The following is a 16,581-nucleotide window of genomic DNA, read 5'->3' as shown; positions in this document are numbered from 1 at the left end:
ATCATGCCCGCAGAATTCGATCTTTATGGCGTTTATATCCCACGCCTTCTGGTTCTCATGCTCGTGACGTTGTTTGCCGTCATCATCCTCAGGCGCCTGCTCGCATGGATCGGAGCCTACACTCTGGTCTGGCATCGCGGTCTTTTCGACCTCGCGCTTTACGTCCTGCTGCTCGGCGCCGTCTCCTCCGTCTCTCGTTGGTACTTCACATGAACGCGTTAAAACTCATCGGCCGGGTGGCCGTTACTCTCATCTTCGTCGTTGCCGCCGTCTACGTCGGCCGCCAGCTCTGGGGCCACTACATGGACGAGCCCTGGACGCGCGATGCGCGCCTCAGGGCTGATGTCGTCGGCATTGCGCCTGATGTCTCCGGTCTCGTGAGCGAGGTGCTCGTCAAGGACAACCAGACCGTCAACAAAGGTGATGTCCTCTTCCGTGTCGATCGCGATCGCTTCGCCATTGCTCTCGAACAGGCCGATGCCGCGCTCGCAAGCAGCAAGGCGGCTCTCGACCAGGCCCGCCGTGAAAGGCAGCGGCAGGATCGCCTCGGCGATGCCGCTTCCCTACAGCAGAAGGAACAGGCGCAGACCACCGAGCAGCAGGCCGAAGCCGCGCTGCGTCAGGCGACCGCCAATCGCGAGCTCGCGCAGTTGAACCTCGACCGTTCAGAGATCCGTGCTACCGTCAACGGCACGATCTCGAACTTCAGCCTGCGTCCCGGCGACTATGTTTCGGCCGGCACTGCCAAAGTGGCGCTGATCGATACCGATTCGCTGCGCGTCGAAGGCTATTTCGAGGAAACCAAGCTGCCGCGTATCCATATCGGCGATGCGGTTTCAATCCATCTGATGGGGCAGGCCGAAAAGCTGACCGGCCATGTCGAAAGCATTGCCTATGGCATCGAGGATCGCGAACGAACTTCGGGCAGCCTGCTCGCCAATATCACGCCGACGTTTAGTTGGGTGCGCCTGTCGCAGCGCGTGCCGGTGCGCATCGCGCTCGACAAGGTGCCTGACGGCACGAAGCTGATTGCCGGCTTGACGGCGACCGTCGAGGTGCAGGAACAGGGCGAGCCCAAGATCGCCAGTGCTGCGAAATGACCACCGCTCGAAAAGAACAGGGCGGCCGAGTTCAGGCCGCCTTGGAGCGGGAAACCGCAGCCGGTTTCCGCGCCGCCCTGCGCTTCTCCATCATGATCGGGCGGTACGACCGGTAAAGGATCATGGCGATCAGCAGGCCAATATAGATATACTGCTCAAGCGATAGCACCTTGGTCGACAGCGCGAAATGCAGCGCGCCGCAGGCAGCGATGATATAGACCAGCCGATGCAGCCAGATCCATTTTTTGCCTAAGCGCTTGATCGAAAAATTGTTGGAGGTCACGGCCAGCGCCAGCAGCATCACCAGCCCGGCCATGCCGAACATGATGAAGGGCCGCTTGAGCACGTCGTCGATGACGGCCTGCACGTCGAGCGCTTGGTCGAGGATCATGTAGACGGTCAGATGCATCAGCGCGTAGTAGAAGCAAAGCAGGCCGAGCGCCCGGCGGTAGCGCAGGTAGTTCCAGCCGAAGAGATCGCGCGCTGGGGTGACGGCGAGCGTCAGGAGCAGGAAGCGGACTGCCCAGAGCCCGAGAAAGAGTTCGAAGGTCTTCACTGCATCGGCGCCGAGCTGGTCCGTGGCACCGAGATAGAATTCCCATGCGGCCGGTATCAGGCCGACGACGTAAAGCGCCCAGACGGAAGCGGACTGCCAGCGTTTGGGCAGGGCGAGGGAAAGAGCCATCAGAAATTCGCCCTCAGGTCCATGCCGGCATAAAGGCTTGCGACCTGATCGGCATAGCCGTTGAAGGGAAGGGTGGGGTGGCGATTGGCGCCGAAGAAGCCGCCTTCGCCGATGCGGCGCTCGGTTGCCTGGCTCCAGCGCGGATGATCGACCGCCGGATTGACGTTGGCATAGAAGCCGTATTCCTGGCTGTTGGTCGCCTGCCAGGTATTCAGCGGCTGCTTGTCGGTGAGCGTGATGCGCACGATCGACTTGATGCCCTTGAAGCCGTATTTCCATGGCACGACCAAACGGATCGGAGCACCGTTCTGGTTCGGCAATGTCTCACCGTAAAGACCGACGGCCAAAAGCGTTAGGGGATTGCGGGCTTCGTCGAGCCGCAGGCCCTCGACATAGGGCCAATTTAGAGACTGGAAAACGCCCGACTGGCCCGGCATCTCCTCCGGCCGCACGACCGTCTCCAAGGCGACGAATTTGGCGCTGCCGAGCGGCTCCACCTTGTCGAGCAGCGCCGAAAGCGGGAAGCCATCCCAGGGAATGACCATCGACCAGGCCTCGACGCAGCGCATGCGGTAGACGCGCTCTTCCGGCGGAAATTCCTTGATCAGTGCATCGATGTCGAAGGTGCCGGGTTTGCCCACCATGCCATCGACCTGTACGGTCCAGGGCCGCGGCTTGAACTTGCCGGAGAGGTTGGCAGGGTCGGATTTGTCGAGACCGAATTCATAGAAATTGTTGTAGGTGGTGACATCCTTGAGCGGCGTCAGCTTCTCGTCGACCGTATAGTTGCTCTTCGTGGCGTTCAATGTATCGGCAAGAGCGCTTTTCCCGCCAGCGATCGCGATGCCAGCGCCAGCTACAGCCGTCAGGAAGTCCCGACGCTTCATATAGACCGAGCGCGGCGTGATCTCGGAAGAGGCGATCTTCGGCGGGCGATAGGAAGGCATTACGATATTCCTTTCTACGATCGTAGAGATGATACGACCTCTACGCGGGAGAAGCGTGATTTGTTACGGTCTTACGATGTTATTTCTTTTCAACGGAAACCAACTTTTCGTGTGCATCCGTGATGGAATAAGCAGGCTTTTGCGTTGTCCATGTCATTTGGCCAATGACTGAGCCAGAGACGAGCTTGCCCTTGCGGCGTACCGGATTCGCTTGAGTTGATAGTGACAGTCCGGTGCGATTGGATTAGGACAATTCCAAAAAGCAGGAATGTCGGCGCTCCCTTCGGCGCAAAGCCCTGGCCGGCCGACGCCTCACAATTTCCGAGACGACGAGGAAGACACCATGCCAGCTTATCGTTCCAGAACCACGACCCATGGCCGCAACATGGCGGGTGCGCGCGGCCTTTGGCGCGCGACGGGTATGAAGGATAGCGATTTCGGCAAGCCGATCATTGCGGTGGTAAACTCCTTCACCCAGTTCGTGCCCGGCCATGTCCACCTCAAGGACCTCGGCCAGCTTGTTGCGCGTGAAATCGAAGCGGCCGGCGGTGTCGCCAAGGAATTCAACACCATCGCCGTCGATGACGGCATCGCTATGGGTCATGACGGCATGCTCTATTCGCTGCCGTCGCGCGAGCTGATTGCCGACAGCGTCGAATATATGGTCAATGCCCATTGCGCCGATGCCATGGTCTGCATCTCCAATTGCGACAAGATCACCCCCGGCATGCTGATGGCCTCGCTGCGCCTGAACATCCCGACCGTTTTCGTCTCCGGCGGCCCGATGGAAGCCGGCAAGGTCGTCCTGCACGGCAAGAAGCATGCGCTCGATCTCGTCGACGCCATGGTTGCAGCGGCCGACGACAAGATCAGCGATGAAGACGTTCAGGTTATCGAGCGTTCTGCCTGTCCGACCTGCGGCTCCTGCTCGGGCATGTTCACGGCCAATTCGATGAACTGCCTGACCGAAGCGCTCGGCCTGTCGCTGCCGGGCAATGGCTCGACACTCGCCACCCATGCCGACCGCAAGCGTCTGTTCGTCGAAGCTGGCCATCTGATCGTGGATCTGGCCCGCCGCTATTATGAGCAGGAAGACGCCACGATCCTGCCGCGTAACGTTGCTTCGAAGCAGGCGTTTGAAAACGCAATGTCGCTCGACATCGCCATGGGCGGCTCGACCAATACGGTGCTGCATATTCTGGCCGCAGCGCATGAAGGCGAGATCGATTTCACCATGGCTGATATCGACGCGCTCTCGCGCCGCGTGCCCTGCCTGTCCAAGGTCGCTCCGGCCAAGAGCGACGTGCATATGGAAGACGTGCATCGCGCCGGCGGCATCATGTCGATCCTCGGCGAGCTCGACAAGGGCGGCCTGATCAATCGCGATTGCCCGACCGTGCATGCTGAAACGCTCGGGGACGCCATCGACCGCTGGGATATCACCCGCACCAACAGCGAAAGCGTGCGCGAATTCTTCCGCGCCGCCCCAGGCGGCATTCCGACTCAGGTTGCCTTCAGCCAGAACGCCCGTTGGGAAGAGCTTGACACCGATCGCGAGAACGGCGTCATCCGCTCCGTCGAACATCCTTTCTCCAAGGACGGCGGTCTCGCGGTCCTCAAGGGCAATCTGGCGTTGGACGGCTGCATCGTAAAGACGGCCGGCGTCGATGAATCGATCCTGAAATTCTCCGGCCCAGCCAGGGTCTTCGAAAGCCAGGACGCATCCGTCAAGGCCATCCTCAGCAACGAGATCAAGGCCGGCGACGTCGTCGTCATCCGCTATGAAGGCCCGAAGGGCGGCCCCGGCATGCAGGAAATGCTCTACCCGACCAGTTATCTGAAGTCGAAGGGCCTCGGCAAAGCCTGCGCGCTGATCACTGACGGTCGATTCTCCGGCGGTACCTCGGGCCTCTCGATCGGCCACGTTTCGCCGGAAGCGGCCAATGGTGGCACGATCGGCCTCGTGCGTGAAGGCGACATGATCGACATCGACATCCCGAACCGCACCATCAGCCTGCGCGTCGACGACAAGGAACTTGCTGCTCGTCGCGAAGCTCAGAACGCCAAGGGCTGGCATCCGGCAGAACAGCGCAAGCGCAACGTCACGACGGCCCTGAAGGCCTATGCCGCCTTCGCGACCAGTGCGGACCGCGGCGCGGTCAGAGATTTGGGCGGGAAATGACAAAGCCCCTTCGCCCCGTCCTGAGCTTGTCGAAGGGGCGGGGAGAAGGTGGCGGGCGGCAGACACGGGATCTATCTCGCCCTTGGCGGGCGAGAAAGCAATTTCACTGGTTTAGGATTGCGGTTATCGGACGTTCTGCAGGTTAAAAAGCCTAGCGCAATTTCTAAGCCATTGAAATTGCAGGAGCGGGGGACCGCTGCTTGCTCAAATTAGTTCAGGGCTTCTGTGCGCCCCTGCCTACCTCCTCTCTTGCAATTTCTAACACTTAGCCTTGGGGCTAAATGTAAGAAATTGCTTTCTCGCCCGCCAAGGGCGAGATAGACCCTGCATTGCCGCGCTCGGTAAGACATACGCTCAAAGCGGCCGGTTGATCCGCTTATATGTCTCATCCAACGCTTTCAGCCGTTCGTCGTAAGCCCCCTTTATGCAGGCGGCATCGGCGCCACAGGCCTGCCGCTTCTTCAGCCAGGCGGTCTGCTCGTCCTGCAGCGTGCCGCGGGAGCCCATGGCGAGGAGACCAGAGAGCAGGTTGAAAGTCGTCACCATTTTTACGTCGGCGTCGTTGAGCGCTCTGTTATCGCAGATCGTCTTTTCGTCCGGCTGCAGGTTCCGCGAATCGCAATTGAAGCTCGCGGCCTCGGATGTGCTGACCGCCGTAAGGGAGGTAATGAAAAAGACTGCCGCAAGGCTCACTGATCGCATGATTTTGCTCCATCTGCCGGTTTCCGAAACGAAATGCACCATCACGCGTTTTTGTTCATGACGCCTCTTTTTCGTGTGCGTGGACGACCAATTATACTTCATGCTTCCGCCCTCTTTTCTTTCTAGCGTCGGACGCTACAACGTTGTTTCAAGAGCATTAAAGAAGGAAAATTCCATGCAGATCCTGCTGAAGCGCACCGCCGTTTCGATGATTGCCCTCATCATGACGATGCCGCTTTCGGCCGAGGCGCAGACCGTAAAGTCCGTGCCGCAGAGCCAGATGCAAATGCAGCTTTCATTCGCGCCGCTGGTCAAGCAGACGGCCGGCGCCGTGGTCAATGTCTACGCGGAGCGGATGGTACAACGGCAGTCCCCATTTGCCGGCGATCCCTTCTTCGAACAGTTCTTCGGCCAGCGCATGCCGAATCGCACGGAGAAGCAATCTTCGCTCGGCTCCGGCGTCATTGTCGAGGCGAACGGCACGGTCATTACCAACAACCACGTCATCGACGGCGCCGACGACATCAAGATTGCGCTGTCCGATGGCCGCGAATTCCCTTGCGATGTCGTGCTGAAGGATGATCGGGTCGATCTCGCCGTTCTGAAAATCAAATCCAGGAACCAGAGCTTCCCCATCCTGCCGATCGGCAATTCCGATGCGGTCGAAGTGGGCGATCTCGTGCTGGCGATCGGCAATCCCTTCGGCGTCGGCCAGACGGTCACGAGCGGCATCGTATCGGCGCTAGCCCGCAACCAGGTGAAGAACGAGGTCGGCTTCTTTATCCAAACCGATGCCTCGATCAATCCCGGCAATTCCGGCGGCGCTCTGACGAATATGTCGGGCGAACTGATCGGCCTCAACACGGCGATCTTTTCCCAGGGCGGTGGCTCGAACGGCATTGGCTTCGCCATTCCCGCCAATCTGGTCAAGGTTTTCCTCGCTGCAGCCGATCGTGGTGCCAAGACCTTCGATCGCCCTTATATCGGGGCTTCCTTCGAACCGGTGACGTCAGATGTTGCCGAAGCGCTCGGCCTCGACAAGGTGCGCGGTGCGCTGGTGACCAAGGTGGTCGAAGGCGGGCCGGCGGCGAAGGCTGGCCTGAAGGCTGGTGAGGTCGTCACGGCCATCAACAATATCCCCGTCGAGCATCCGGACGCGCTTGGTTACCGTCTGACAACGGCCGGCCTCGGCGCTACCGTTGCTTTGACCGTTCTGGATAACGGCAAAGAACATCAGGACAGCATGACGCTCGCGGCCGCGCCGGAGTCCACACCGCGGGACGAGAAGCTGATTCAGGGCAACAATCCCTTCTCGGGCGCGACCGTCGCGAACCTTTCGCCGCGGGTCGCCGATGAACTGCATCTGCCGGCGGATACGGACGGCGTCGTCGTTGAGAACCTGAAGGCGGATTCGCCGGCCGAGCGCCTTGGCTTTGCGCCGAAGGATATCGTCGTTTCCGTCAACGGCGTCCCGATCACCTCGACGGACGTGCTGCAGCAGGCGGTTGCCGGCAATCCAAGCTTCTGGCGCGTCGAAATCGAGCGCGACGGCCAACGCATCCGGCAGTTCTTCCGATGAGCGACGATCTGTTTGCACCGCGGATACCGGAGGAGGTCGCAAAGAGGCGGCCTCTCGCCGATCGTCTGCGGCCGCAAACTTTGGCCGATGTCACCGGTCAGCAACATCTGACCGGCGAGGACGGCGCGCTGCGGCGGATGATTGATTCCGGCTCGCTCGGCTCGATGATCTTCTGGGGGCCGCCAGGCACCGGCAAGACAACGGTGGCACGGCTGCTGTCGGGCGAGGCGGGTCTCGCCTTCGAGCAGATTTCGGCAATCTTCTCCGGCGTTGCCGATCTGAAGAAGGTGTTCGAAGCCGCCCGTCTTCGCCGCATGGACGGCCGCCAGACGTTGCTTTTCGTCGATGAAATCCATCGCTTCAACCGCGCCCAGCAGGACAGCTTCCTGCCTGTGATGGAAGACGGCACCGTCATTCTGGTTGGCGCCACCACCGAGAACCCGTCCTTCGAGCTCAATGCCGCTCTTCTGTCCCGCGCGCGGGTCCTGACATTTCGCTCGCATGATGAGGAGAGCCTGGAGGAGTTGCTGCGCCGCGCCGAGCAGGCGGAAGGCAAGCCGCTGCCACTGACCGAGGATGCCCGCGCCAGCCTGATCCGCATGGCCGATGGCGATGGGCGCTCTGTGCTGACGCTGGCCGAAGAAGTCTGGCGTGCCGCGCGCAAGGATGAGCTTTTCGATCCCGATGCGCTGGTCAAGATCGTACAGCGCCGCGCGCCCGTCTATGACAAGGCGCAGGATGGCCATTACAATCTGATTTCGGCCCTGCATAAGTCCGTGCGCGGCTCCGACCCCGACGCGGCGCTCTATTATCTTGCCCGCATGTTCGACGCCGGTGAAGACCCGCTCTATCTCGGAAGGCGGCTGGTGCGCATGGCGGTAGAGGATATCGGGCTTGCCGATCCCCAGGCGCTGGTCATCTGCAACGCCGCCAAGGACGCCTATGATTATCTGGGGTCACCGGAAGGTGAGTTGGCGCTGGCAGAGGCCTGCGTCTATCTCGCCACGGCCCCGAAGTCGAACGCCGTCTATACCGCATTCAAGGCTGCCACGCAGGCCGCCAAGCAGAACGGCTCGCTACTGCCGCCCAAGCATATCCTCAATGCGCCGACGAAGCTGATGCGCACAGAGGGTTATGGCGATGGTTACCGTTATGACCATGATGAACCCGATGCCTTTTCGGGCCAGAATTATTTTCCGGAGAAGATGGGCCGCCAGACCTTCTACGATCCGCCAGAACGTGGTTTCGAGCGCGAAATCCGCAAACGGCTGGATTGGTGGGCGAAGCTGCGCAAGGAGCGCGGTGAACAATAGGTTAGACGTCACCTGGCGGTGACGTTTTCCGCGGCCTTCTGGATACGCGGCGCCGAGGCCTTGTCGATCATCTTCACGCTCGATTCCGCCAACCCGTTATGGCCTTCCATATCGACGACCAGATGCCAATGGCCAGTCTCCGGAATGGACAGCCGGATCGGTGATTTCTTGGCAACGCCGCCGAGGAACTGGTGCTTCAGGGTTTCCGTAAAGCGCTCGAAGTTCGAGCTGTTCATCAAGCGGACATTGGCGACTGCCGACAGCGTGATCTCGATCACGGTTCCCGCACGCTGCTCGTTGAGATCATAATGGCTGTAACGGAAGGCCGGCTTCGACATTGCTCTTTTACTCTGGTGACACCCGGCCGTCATTTTACGCAAGTGCGGGTTAAGGAAACGTTGGGTCGGGTGCCGTGAGGCGATCGAAGCTGTTTCGAATTGCTACATCTTAGTGCAGGTTTGGGGACGGCATCGCAAAGCCGTCGAGTTCGAGCACCGAGCCCTCCGGAGCGCGGCATATGTCGGCTGGATTGTAGTTGCATTCTTCGGCCGCGAAATGCTGCGCCGCCTCTTCGTTGGCGAACAGGCCGCCGACGAGACCCTGTCGGTCCCAAACGATCCAGGCGCCACGGCGGTCGCGACCGACGGTGAAGCGGGCGGGTGCAGGCGAAGCGGCAATGTGAGCCGAGCGGCGCTGACTATGCTGTGCATCTGCCATGTGTTTTCCCTCATAGATCGCTTCGCTGTGCTCAGTTGCCGGCTAAGTGCATCAGCATCTGGATGATGGCGGCGGCGAAGAAGACAAGTGCCAGGCGTGGCGCGATGGCGCGCAGACCGTCTAGCAGCCTATGCGAAAAGCACGGCCGCTTGGCTCCTACGAGGGCAGTGGGGCGAGGGCGTTGGAGCGGGTCGGCGGCAGCGCCGTATTGCATATAGCGTGACATCATAGTTCCTTTCCAAGTGTCACCGGCGCTGCGGTCGATTTGAGCGACGTGAGCGCCACGCAAATAAATCTATGAGTGAGCGGGTATGATTTCCATTTGACAGGAAACGCTAAAATATAAAAATCTCATAGGCATAGGCTTCTTTCATAATCCTGTTCGGAAAGTCCTCGATGAGGGTTCGGCGCTTTGGCAGCCGAGTTGAAGCGAAGCCACCGCCTTCCTGATCGCCGCATCCGTCTCGGCTTCGATGCCGGTTAGCGGCAGGCGTACATCCGGGCTGATGTCTCTTGTCAGAGACAAGGCATGCTTCACCGTCGCCGGTTCGGGTTCACGCGTGAGCGCCTTGAACAGCGCCGAAAGCCGATCGTCGATCAGCCGTGCCGCCGCCATATGGCCGCATGCCGCCGATAGCTGCATGGAACGGAAAAGCCGTGGCGCGATGTTGGCGGCGCTCGAAAACGAACCTCGTCCGCCGGCCATGGTGAAGGTGAGCGCGGTTGCATCATGGGTCGAATAGAGCCCAATCCTTTCCGGCAGCAGAGGACGCCAGGTGCCGATGCGGGCGATATCGCCGCTGCCGTCGACAATGCCGATGATGGTTGGGATTTCCGCCAGCCGCGCGACCGTCGCGGGCATCAGGTCGATGGCAGTGTGGGCGGGCAGGTTGTCGATGATCAGCGGCAGGTCGGTGTTGTCGGCCAGCCGTTCGAAATGATGGAGCACGCCTTTCTGGCTTGGCTTGGAATAATAGGGAAGAGTGACGAAGGCGGCGTCGACACCGAGTTTCTGGGCCTGCTGTGTCTCCTCGATCGTCGTTGCCGTATCATTGGTCCCGGTAGCGACGATGATGGGAACCTGGCCCTCCGCCAATTCGATGCAAATCTCGATGATCTGCACCCGCTCAGCCGCGGTGAGCACGGGTCCTTCACCGGTCAAGGAACAGGCGAGCAAGCCGTCGATGCCGCTCAGCAATTGCCATTCCACATGCGCCATCAGACCGACGGCGTCGAGCGTATCATCCCGAAACGGTGTGACGAGCGCAGTGATCGCGCCGCCTACGCGCAAGGCCGGTTTCATCATGATCTTCTGGCCGCTCAGAGAGCATGCAGCACTATGAAAAGCTCAAGGCCGCCGAGCAGCAGGCCTAAGGCGAACATGGCGAAGAAAGTGTGCCTTTCACGAACCTGCCGATTGCCAAGCCGCCGCTTCGATCCGGCTTTGCTGACGGGACCGGGAGCGGCGATGCGATGGCGTCTTTCGCGGCTCTCCCTCACAAGAAAGCGGATGGCTTTGGTGAGATTTGGGGAATGTGTATCAAGCATGGCATCTACCTCTGCATTCGATGCTGACGGTAGCGCCGACCCGCATAGGAAATCCATTCGAGGCGGAAGGCAAAGATATAGGGGAGATATAAAGATGCTGATGCCGAGGTTCACCGAACTGGGCAGGGCGGGTAGGGTAGGTACGCGGGGGTGATTGTGCTCCGCCAAACCACTCCCTTAGCAGCGGTGCGCGTTCAAAGGCGGATGGCAGGCCTATCCCGCCACCCGCAAGTTCTCCCTGTCCAACTGGCTCACCAGCGCCAGGATCGTCGTCGAAATCGGTGTCGGGACAGCAGCGAGCGTACCGAGCGAGACGACCATGCCGACCAGCGGCGTGATTTCCAGGGCCTTGCCGGCCAGCAGATCCTGCAGCATCGAAGTGCGTACCGGGCCGATCTGGCGTGAGCGTTCAAGGCGTTCTTCGATGGAAATCGCCAGACGTGCGCCCAAGGCTTCCGCAACGGTCTTCACCTCGTTCATCACCTGACCGACCATGGCCGATAGAGCAGGATTGCCCATGATGTCGGACATCAGCGCCCGCGTCAGGGCACTGATCGGATTGAAGGCGGCATTGCCCATCAACTTGCTCCAGATCTCGTCGCGAATGCGCGGCGAGACCGAGACATTGACCCCGCCTTGTTTCATGAGAGCCGCGATCGCTTCAATGTCGCCAGTCGTTTCGCCCGAGGGTTCTCCGAGTACGAAATGGCCGTTGTTGCTGAGCTTGATCTCGCCGGGATTGATAACTTCGGCGCCCTGATAGGCGACGCAGCCGATAACGCGCTGAGGCCCGATCAGCCGCCAGAGATTGCCGCTCGGATCGAGCTCCTCCATCTGGCGTTCGGCATGGCCGCTTTGTGCGTCCCGATGAAAATACCACCAGGGTATGCCGTTCAACACCATCACGACACGCGTCCCGGCATGCAAAAGTTTGGCAATGCCGGGTGCAGCCGCATCGAGCTGGTGGCCTTTGAGCCCCGTGATTACCAAGTCCTGCGGCGGGAGCGCCGCCGCATCGTCGGTTGCGGTCACCTGGGCCATGAGCGGGCTGTCCGCTTCGGCCTCCCAGACCCGCAAGCCATCCGCGCGGATCGCTTCCAGATGTCCGCCGCGCGCTATCGCGGAAACGGTTGCCTGCTCCCTCAGCCCTAACGCGAGCTTCGCCGCAATCGCGCCGCCGAGTGCGCCTGCGCCGTAAACACAGATAGTTTTGAGGGAAGGGGGTCGCATAGCTTGATCTCCGGGTTTGCGGCGCTTGAAGCAAGTTAGGTCATCACCATGATTTGGCGAGCAGTTTATCGAACTGATCGCAAAAATCTGCTGCTTTTGCATGGCGCAGCAGGCAAGGGGCTAAATCCCGGATACTCCGTTTTGCTTTTTTGAAGCGAATATCGGCTTCTGGGCCGGCATTGTTCTTTCGGGCTATTCTTTACCACAATCACATTTTAACGTCGGCGGCAGTGCTGGACCAGAAACAACCAGTGCGCTATCGGTTTGTCGCTGGTCCTTTTAAAGTTGATCATGTCGCCGAAGGAAGATCATTGCGTTTCGAAGCCTTAAACCGCCTCTGGGAGACCGTTCGGGAGACCAGCCATGATTTCCAGGCCTCTACCGATGTGTTTCCCGTCGTCGATATCGAGAAGCTGAGCACGACGCTTGGCCTGAAGGAGAAGGGCGCGGCCAATGGCGGCCTCAACCGGCCGGCCCAAAGCGCCCAATCCTTCGACGAGACCGAGCAGCGCGTCATCGCCTGGGTCGAGGCGGAAAAGAAAAGCTCCTATCAGGTCTTGGAAGATCAGTTTCAGACTTTCGACAGCCGCCTGCGTAATCTCGATTTCGAAGGCCAGTTCGGCCTGATACGGCAGGCAAATGCGTCCAGCGTTTCCGATTTCAAGGCGGAGGTCGCAAGCGGCGTCGACGAGTTGCACGGCCTGCGCCGTAATCTCAAGACCGCCGAGGACGAGATGGTCGACTTCAAGTCGCGGCATAGACTGCAGCGCGCGGCGAAGGTCTCCAGCAAGGCCGCCTGGGGCTTCAAGGTCTCGCTCATCGTCTTCCTCATCCTCATCGAGATGGTGATGAATGGCAGCTTCCTTGCCAAGGGAAGTGAGCAGGGCATTGTCGGCGGTGTCACGGAGGCGGCAGCCTTCGCCTTCCTGAACATCGGCGCGGCGCTGATGTTTTCCTTCTTCTGCGTGCGCTTCCTTGTGCACAGGTCGTTCTTCCTGAAGCTGCTTGGCCTGCTCGGCTTGCTCGCCTATGTCGCCGTGGCGCTCGCGATCAACATCGCGCTGGCGCATTACCGCGAAGTGTCGGCAACCATCCTCTCCGGTGCCGGGACGGAGGTGATGCAGCGGCTGAAAACTGCGCCGCTGGGTCTGCAGGAGCTGAATTCCTGGATGCTGTTTGCCGTCGGCCTGATGTTTTCGCTCATCGCCTTCATCGACGGCTGTTACCTCACCGATCCCTATCCCGGTTTCGCCGGCGTCCAGAAACGCCTCGATGCGGCGAGAAGCAATTACATCGACCGCAAGCTCGATCTCATCGATGATCTTCGGGATATCCGCGATGAACACAATGGCAAGATCGAAGAAATCATCCGCGACCTCAGCATGCGCCGGCAGGAGACCGCCGCCATCATTGCCCACCGCGCCAGAACGGCCGGCCTTTTCGCCGAACATCAAAATCATCTCGAGCGCACCGCCAATACGCTGCTGACCATCTATCGGGAGGCGAACAGAAGTGCGCGCACGGAGCCCGAGCCGCCTTACTTTGCATCCCGCTATCAGCTTGAGCGCCTGATGCCGGTCCTGCACACCGACGAGGAATGGGACGACAAGGTGCTCGGCGAGCGCATTCAGGCCGCGCAGGCCGAGTTGACCCAGCAGATCAAGCGGATCGGCGACGAGTTCGAAAGCGCCATCGAGAAATATCATAAGCTCGATAATCTTTTCCCGGAGAGCATCATTGGCACGACGCAAGCGGCGTAGCCGAGCCGGCAGCTCGGCCGGTCTTATCATCGCGACGGTTTGCCTTGCCATTCTGTCCCTTGGTATCGTCGGCGCCTATGGCTGGCTGCGCTACAAAGCAAGCGGCAATGTAGCCGTCGACCAGGCCTCGCTCTGCCCGGTGAACGGCCCGAAGGCGGAAACGGCGATCCTGCTCGACGTCACCGATCCGATCTCGGATACGACGGCGCTCGACCTGCGCAATCAGTTCCAGAAGATCGTCGCGGATGTGCCCGTCGGCGGCGCGATCGACATCTATGCCCTGACGGAGAAGGAAGGCGAGCTTATCCAGACCTTCCACGGCTGCAATCCGGGCAGCGGTGCCAACGTCGACGAATGGACCAGCAACCCCCGCTTGGCGCAGGCCCGCTGGGAAAAGGGCTTCGCAAAGCCGCTTGCCGATATCGCCGGCAAGCTGAGCGTCGGAGAGGCGGGCAAGCAATCGCCGATCATGGCCGCCATCCAGAAGATCAATCTGGAAGTCTTTGCGAGCGCTGCCGGCGGCATTCCGAAACATCTCTATATCGCCTCGGATATGATCGAACATACCGACGCCTTCTCGAACTACCGCGACGGCGCCTCGTATCAGAAATTCCAGCAGAGCCCCGCACGTGATAAATTCCGGACGTCACTGGATGGTGTCATGATCAAAATCCTCGCCTTTCAAAGGCCGAACATGAAGTTCAGTATGGAGGAGCTTGCAAATTTCTGGGCGCAGTGGATCAAGAGCAATAATGGCTATTTCGACGGCTTCGTCCGATTGGAAGGGATACGGTGATGGCCGATGTTGAGGCGAGGCTAGCCATACGCGACTATGGGCCGATGGTCCTCTTCGCGCTGGTTACCGTCGGCGGCATGATTTTCATCTGGACGTCCAAGCTTCTCGGCTGGCCGCTGCCGATCGTGACCGGCGTGCCGCTGCTGCTGATGGCAATCTATTTCGTGATTTCGGTGGTTTTCGCCGGATTTCGCCTGCATAACGAGCAGGCGGGCGACAATCTCTACTACATGGGATTTCTGTTCACCCTGTCGAGCCTTGGCGTATCGCTCTACCTTTTTGCCGGCGAGACGTCGATTGAAACGATCGTCCGCAATTTCGGCATCGCCGTCACCTCGACCATCGCCGGTGTCACGCTCCGCATTCTCTTTAACCAGATGCGCCGCGATCCGATCGACATCGAGCGCAGCGTCCGCCACGAACTGGCCGAGATGACGCGCCGCGTGCGCACGGAACTGGATTCGTCGTCGCGCGAATTCTCGCACTATCGGCGCGTCAGCAATCAGATGCTGTCGGAAGGCTTCGAGGAGATCGCCCGCCAGGCTGAGCGCAACGGCGAGGAGATCCAGAAAATTCTGGAAGTCCTTGCGAAACAGGCGGTCACGCCGATCAACGAGGCGGCCGCACAACTGACGGAAACGACGTCGCAGCTTTCCGAGATCATCGGCAAATTCGGTACGGCAGTCGAAACCGTTGGCAAGAAGCTCGAGGATATCCGCTCGCCGGAAGACGTTGTCCGGGCCGAGCTAGCACCCGCGATCGCCGCCATCAAGGAGATGGCGGAGGCGCAATTGCAGCCGTTGAAGAACATCGAGCAGACGCTGAGCCGCATGGCGGATTTGCCGGGACGATCGTTTTCGCCTGAACTCAAACTGGTCGATTCCCAGATTGTACCCGAGACCGATCAGACCTCCTCCGGCGCGATTGCAGCGGTCACGGCCAACGAAAACGAGCCCGCGGCCGATGCGCCAAGGCGCAAGCGACGGTGGCATCTATGGTGATGCGCGCCTCGGATACCGCGCCTAAGCTGGAACACAAGGGCTACAATCGCGGGCTCATTCTCGGCCTGACCATGGCCGAATCCATGCTTCTGCTGGTCTTTTGCCTGCTGTTAGTCGCTGCGGCTATGATTTCTGCGGAGAGGAGCCATCGTTACGAGACCGAGCGGAAGCTGAAGGATGCCGAGCAAAGGCTAGTACTCCTGGAAAAGAAGCAATCCGAACAGGCGGCACGCATCGTGCAACTGCAATCGAAGCTGATTTCCGGTGATCTGTCGGCGGCGGACCGTGCGACGCTGGAAAAGGAATGGCGTGAATTGGTCCTCGCGCGTGAGACTTTGGACAGCATGGGCGCGGATGGCGCGAAGCCGGAGGATCTGCAGGAGCTTGCCAAAGTCGCTGATGTGCTGAAGCAGCATGGCATCGATCTCGCCAAGGCGCCCGACGAACTGAGCAAGCTGCTGGCGGGCGAGGGGCGCGGAAAAGGCGCGCATGATTGGCCGCCGATCATCAATCTGGACGACGCCAAGAAGAATTATTTCCAGTCGGGCAGCGCCGAATTGACCAGGACCTTTGAACGCATGCTCGACACCACGATCTCCAATGAGATTGCCAGCAACCTCAGCCTCTATGACGCCGACATCGTCGAGGTGATCGGCCACACGGACGAGCAGCGTGTATCGCGGACAAGCTCGAACCTCGACGATACGCTGATCGGGGCGATGGACGGCAAATTGTCGATATCGGCCGTCGAGCCTGCGGATAATGCCGGGCTGGGACTGGCGCGCGCCGTCGCCGTCGCCAATGTCCTCAAGGCCAATCCGAAGCTGAAGAACGTCACCATCCTGCCGATGTCGGCCGCCCAACTGATCCTGCCCGGCGATACGATCACGGCAGGCCAGGCCGGTGCCGTGGAATCCCGGCGGCGTATCGAAATCCGGGTACGCGGCAGGACCGCGCCCGTTGCCGTGATCAATGCTGGCGTTACGGCCTCGGCCCACACGCAATAGCGCCGGCTTCGGCG

The 16,581-nt window shown here is 60.2% G+C and carries 18 protein-coding genes; 9 read left to right on the top strand and 9 right to left on the bottom strand.

Annotation, left to right across the window (positions count from 1 at the left end; translation table 11 throughout):
- The first annotated feature begins 3 nt into the window (after positions 1-3).
- Together QDY28_RS02550 and QDY28_RS02545 are read left to right on the top strand one after the other, a co-directional pair.
- Positions 4-213, top strand: a complete 210-nt coding sequence (locus QDY28_RS02550; protein ID WP_092844950.1) for a DUF1656 domain-containing protein — start codon at positions 4-6, stop codon at positions 211-213.
- Positions 210-1,100 (top strand): HlyD family secretion protein, encoded by an 891-nt coding sequence (locus QDY28_RS02545; protein ID WP_331380144.1) that lies wholly within the window; start codon positions 210-212, stop codon positions 1,098-1,100. Before QDY28_RS02550 ends, QDY28_RS02545 begins: the two co-directional genes overlap by 4 nt.
- Positions 1,101-1,131: 31 nt before the next feature.
- Here the strand turns inward: QDY28_RS02545 and msrQ are convergent, their stop codons facing one another.
- Both msrQ and msrP read right to left on the bottom strand, forming a co-directional pair.
- A complete protein-coding gene (msrQ, locus tag QDY28_RS02540) occupies positions 1,132-1,785 on the bottom strand; it encodes a protein-methionine-sulfoxide reductase heme-binding subunit MsrQ (protein ID WP_442967467.1) in 654 nt (217 codons plus the stop codon).
- Entirely contained in the window at positions 1,785-2,732 is a 948-nt protein-coding gene (msrP, locus tag QDY28_RS02535) for a protein-methionine-sulfoxide reductase catalytic subunit MsrP (RefSeq protein WP_331380143.1), read from the bottom strand. Before msrP ends, msrQ begins: the two co-directional genes overlap by 1 nt.
- A 343-nt stretch (positions 2,733-3,075) precedes the next feature.
- On the opposite strand from msrP, the gene ilvD reads away from it, so the two are divergent.
- On the top strand, positions 3,076-4,914 hold the full coding sequence (gene ilvD, locus QDY28_RS02530; RefSeq protein ID WP_331380142.1) for a dihydroxy-acid dehydratase: 1,839 nt from the start codon (positions 3,076-3,078) through the stop codon (positions 4,912-4,914).
- A 354-nt stretch (positions 4,915-5,268) separates the two neighbouring features.
- Here the strand turns inward: ilvD and QDY28_RS02525 are convergent, their stop codons facing one another.
- Positions 5,269-5,616 (bottom strand): lysozyme inhibitor LprI family protein, encoded by a 348-nt coding sequence (locus tag QDY28_RS02525; protein ID WP_331380141.1) that lies wholly within the window; start codon positions 5,614-5,616, stop codon positions 5,269-5,271.
- A gap of 175 nt (positions 5,617-5,791) precedes the next feature.
- Here QDY28_RS02525 and QDY28_RS02520 point away from each other — a divergent pair, with 175 nt between their 5' ends.
- Together QDY28_RS02520 and QDY28_RS02515 are read left to right on the top strand one after the other, a co-directional pair.
- Positions 5,792-7,195 carry a DegQ family serine endoprotease gene (locus tag QDY28_RS02520; protein WP_331380140.1) on the top strand — a complete coding sequence of 468 codons (1,404 nt, stop codon included), beginning with the start codon at positions 5,792-5,794 and terminating at the stop codon, positions 7,193-7,195.
- Positions 7,192-8,508 (top strand): replication-associated recombination protein A, encoded by a 1,317-nt coding sequence (locus tag QDY28_RS02515; RefSeq protein WP_331380139.1) that lies wholly within the window; start codon positions 7,192-7,194, stop codon positions 8,506-8,508. Before QDY28_RS02520 ends, QDY28_RS02515 begins: the two co-directional genes overlap by 4 nt.
- Before the next feature lie 8 nt (positions 8,509-8,516).
- On the opposite strand, the gene QDY28_RS02510 is transcribed toward QDY28_RS02515, so the two are convergent.
- The 6 genes from QDY28_RS02510 to QDY28_RS02485 form a co-directional block, all read right to left on the bottom strand.
- Entirely contained in the window at positions 8,517-8,846 is a 330-nt protein-coding gene (locus QDY28_RS02510) for a DUF1883 domain-containing protein (protein WP_331380138.1), read from the bottom strand.
- 109 nt (positions 8,847-8,955) lie between these two features.
- Positions 8,956-9,225 (bottom strand): hypothetical protein, encoded by a 270-nt coding sequence (locus tag QDY28_RS02505; RefSeq protein WP_331380137.1) that lies wholly within the window; start codon positions 9,223-9,225, stop codon positions 8,956-8,958.
- Between the two features lie 31 nt (positions 9,226-9,256).
- The gene (locus QDY28_RS02500; RefSeq protein WP_331380136.1) at positions 9,257-9,454 is read right to left on the bottom strand and encodes a hypothetical protein; all 198 of its coding nucleotides are present in this window, start codon (positions 9,452-9,454) and stop codon (positions 9,257-9,259) included.
- A gap of 141 nt (positions 9,455-9,595) precedes the next feature.
- Positions 9,596-10,531 (bottom strand): 4-hydroxy-tetrahydrodipicolinate synthase, encoded by a 936-nt coding sequence (gene dapA / locus QDY28_RS02495; protein ID WP_331380135.1) that lies wholly within the window; start codon positions 10,529-10,531, stop codon positions 9,596-9,598.
- 14 nt (positions 10,532-10,545) lie between these two features.
- On the bottom strand, positions 10,546-10,773 hold the full coding sequence (locus tag QDY28_RS02490) for a hypothetical protein (protein WP_331380134.1): 228 nt from the start codon (positions 10,771-10,773) through the stop codon (positions 10,546-10,548).
- Between the two features lie 213 nt (positions 10,774-10,986).
- Entirely contained in the window at positions 10,987-12,003 is a 1,017-nt protein-coding gene (locus QDY28_RS02485) for a ketopantoate reductase family protein (RefSeq protein ID WP_331380133.1), read from the bottom strand.
- Positions 12,004-12,314: 311 nt separating this feature from the next.
- Here QDY28_RS02485 and QDY28_RS02480 point away from each other — a divergent pair, with 311 nt between their 5' ends.
- Genes QDY28_RS02480 through QDY28_RS02465 form a run of 4 tightly spaced genes read left to right on the top strand, consistent with a single transcriptional unit; the run spans position 12,315 to position 16,567 of the window.
- Complete coding sequence (locus QDY28_RS02480) at positions 12,315-13,763, top strand: hypothetical protein (RefSeq protein ID WP_331380132.1); 1,449 nt, start codon at positions 12,315-12,317, stop codon at positions 13,761-13,763.
- Complete coding sequence (locus QDY28_RS02475; RefSeq protein ID WP_331380131.1) at positions 13,741-14,559, top strand: hypothetical protein; 819 nt, start codon at positions 13,741-13,743, stop codon at positions 14,557-14,559. The genes QDY28_RS02480 and QDY28_RS02475 overlap by 23 nt, the downstream gene beginning before the upstream one ends.
- Positions 14,559-15,560, top strand: coding sequence for a hypothetical protein (locus tag QDY28_RS02470; RefSeq protein ID WP_331380130.1), 1,002 nt, complete (start codon positions 14,559-14,561; stop codon positions 15,558-15,560). Before QDY28_RS02475 ends, QDY28_RS02470 begins: the two co-directional genes overlap by 1 nt.
- Positions 15,554-16,567, top strand: a complete 1,014-nt coding sequence (locus tag QDY28_RS02465) for a hypothetical protein (protein WP_331380431.1) — start codon at positions 15,554-15,556, stop codon at positions 16,565-16,567. Before QDY28_RS02470 ends, QDY28_RS02465 begins: the two co-directional genes overlap by 7 nt.
- Positions 16,568-16,581: the final 14 nt, after the last annotated feature.

The organism is Rhizobium sp. BR 362 (genome assembly GCF_036528765.1).
Taxonomy (GTDB): Bacteria; Pseudomonadota; Alphaproteobacteria; order Rhizobiales; family Rhizobiaceae; genus Rhizobium.
This window is presented reverse-complemented; position numbering and strand designations above follow the sequence as displayed.